This is a genomic window from Oleiphilus sp. HI0086 (genome assembly GCF_001635225.1).
Genome location: NZ_LWFZ01000620.1, coordinates 1 through 2,422, shown reverse-complemented (window position 1 = coordinate 2,422; position 2,422 = coordinate 1). Strand labels below are relative to the sequence as shown.

The 2,422-nt window shown below is 46.1% G+C and carries 3 protein-coding genes; all 3 read left to right on the top strand.

Going from position 1 to position 2,422, the window contains the following annotated elements; genetic code table 11:
• Window positions 1–1,102, top strand: a 1,102-nt coding sequence (locus A3756_RS07735; protein WP_197481246.1) for an acyl-CoA dehydrogenase family protein, incomplete at its 5' end; no start/stop codon positions are given.
• Between the two features lie 248 nt (window positions 1,103–1,350).
• Window positions 1,351–1,626, top strand: coding sequence for a hypothetical protein (locus tag A3756_RS07730; RefSeq protein WP_068508609.1), 276 nt, complete (start codon window positions 1,351–1,353; stop codon window positions 1,624–1,626).
• 191 nt (window positions 1,627–1,817) lie between these two features.
• Window positions 1,818–2,315, top strand: a complete 498-nt coding sequence (locus A3756_RS07725) for a hemerythrin domain-containing protein (RefSeq protein WP_068508607.1) — start codon at window positions 1,818–1,820, stop codon at window positions 2,313–2,315.
• The last annotated feature ends 107 nt before the right edge of the window (window positions 2,316–2,422 follow it).

Sequence of the window (2,422 nt, the reverse complement as noted above, 5' to 3'; positions counted from 1 at the left end):
GACCGAGAAACAAGGTGGTTCCGATGTTAGACAAAACAGTACGCGCGCCTTTGCAATGGGTGCCCAGGGACCCGGACAGGTTTACGAACTAATCGGGCACAAATATTTTGTGTCAGCCCCCATGTCAGACGCATTTTTAGTACTCGCCCAAACTAGTTCGGGTGTTTCTTGCTTCTTGGTGCCACGCTGGCGACCCGATGGCAGCAAGAATCCGATGCAAGTACAACGCCTGAAAAATAAAATGGGGAACGTCTCCAATGCTTCCAGTGAGACTGAGCTACGCGGAGCAATGGGGTGGATGATCGGCGAAGAAGGTCGAGGTGTATCGGTAATTTTAGAGATGGTTGCCATGACCCGCTTTGACTGCATGATTGGCACCTCGGGCATGATGCGCCAGGCAATCTCCCAAATCACTCATCACTGCCGCCAACGCAAGGTGTTTGGCAATACACTCGATAAACAACCACTCATGCAAAATGTACTCGCCGACCTGATTATTGAGCACGAAGCAGCTACGGCTTTAAGCATGCGCATGGCGAGGGCACTCGACTTAAGCAGTGAACACGAGCAGGAAAAACATTTAGTGCGCATGGGAACTGCTATCGGCAAATACTGGATCTGCAAGCGGGCCCCCGGCCACGCCTATGAAGCAATGGAGTGCATTGGCGGTAGTGGCGTAATGGAAGATAGTATTATGCCCCGACTATTCAGAGAGTCTCCTGTAAATAGCATTTGGGAAGGTAGTGGCAACGTCCAGTGCCTGGACATGCTTCGCGCCACGCGTCGTAATCCTGAATCTCTACAAGCCTTCCTGACCGAATTGCATACTGTAGAAGGTAAGCATTCACTGATGGATGAAGCCCTAAATGATCTTCATCAAGAATTCTCTAATCAGAAGGATATAGAATACCGCTCCAGAGGAATCGTTGAAAAGATGGCACTTTGCTTCCAAGGGGCAAGCCTACTCCAATATGGAAATGAAGAAATCGCCAATGCGTTTTGCCTCGCCAGACTAAAAAGTGACAACAAAGGTTGGGTTTATGGTACCCTACCAGGCGATATTGATTGTTACTCGATCATTAATCGAGCAACACCGAACTAAGACGAAGCGAATAAGCCCGGGACATTACCGGGCTTAATAGTCTATGAAGGCTTGTTTTTCTTCTAAAGACATAGGTGATTTCGTCTTATAAATTTTGAACTAGCAACGATAATAATTATAAAAGTCACTATTCGACACCGCTGGTTAACTGCTAACACAGTAGAAAAGAAACAGCATTTAGTAAGGTCTAAACACTAAGTTTGGCCTCAGTAAGAATTGAATAGTGTTTAATATACGGGAGAGAAACTATGTCTGTAGCACAAGAAATCGATGAAGTAATCGTGGTCGATGAAAACATAGAAAAAGGATATTTCTACCTCGAAAACCGCCAATTTCATGGCCCTTATGAAACAGAGGAACAAGCCTCTCAGGCAGCTTTAGAAAACTGCAAATTGTCTTCACCTGGTGAGTGCAGGGCAATCTATCACGGCTCAGCAAAACGCGATAGCGATACCAACCTTAACGTGCCACTTGGCGACATGCGCGAAGCAGGCTCAATAGAATGCCCTGAAGCCGCTGAATAAGCGCTGCTAACTGCTCAGGAGCCCCTCCTGAGCAGCCTATTATTTTTCTATCTGCTCTACCCCCTTTTATCCCTCTTATATCAACTAGGTTGTATAGCTTCGGCTCGGCAATGTTCTTAAGATAAAAGCTCGCCCTGAAAAGAATTCCGATACTATAGTTGCCCACCCCGTTCTTATGAAGTGGAGGAAGTATGCCCGATCAAACTTTAACAGACGGCAATAGCACCCTTGAGCCTCTAGAATCTCTATCAAACCCTGAACTAATTGCTCATATCTTGCAGCGCTACCATGAAGTCCATCGACAACAGCTTAGCGAACTAAATGAAAAGGCTGCTCGAGTTGAATCTGTACACGGTGAACACCCAGAGTGTCCTCATGGCCTATCTAATCACCTGCAAACAATGAAGATAGAGCTCGAACAACATATGTTTAAGGAAGAAAACATCCTCTTCCCTATGCTGGAACAAGGAATGGGAGCAATGGCTCAGGGCCCTATCTCGGTGATGCGTCATGAGCACGATGAACATGCTGGTGCAATCTCCCAGCTATCAGAGCTAACGAACCAGCTGACATTACCAGAAGACGCTTGTAATACCTGGACAAGGCTTTATGCCTTAATTTCTGAATTTATCGAAGATTTGCAAAGTCATATCTCGATTGAAAACAATCTACTCTTTGCTCGCGCCTAACAGTTCTGGCACTCACTGATATTGATAGTAAAAGATGAATCATAGAGAACAGCAGCCTATCGTGTACTCATGCTCTGGCTGCTCTAATGTCGCCCAGCTTACCAATC

Coding starts and splice junctions, on each gene's coding strand:
- A3756_RS07730 (WP_068508609.1), top strand. CDS start 1,351: ATGTCTGTAGCACAAGAAATCGATGAAGTAATCGTGGTCGATGAAAAC.
- A3756_RS07725 (WP_068508607.1), top strand. CDS start 1,818: ATGCCCGATCAAACTTTAACAGACGGCAATAGCACCCTTGAGCCTCTA.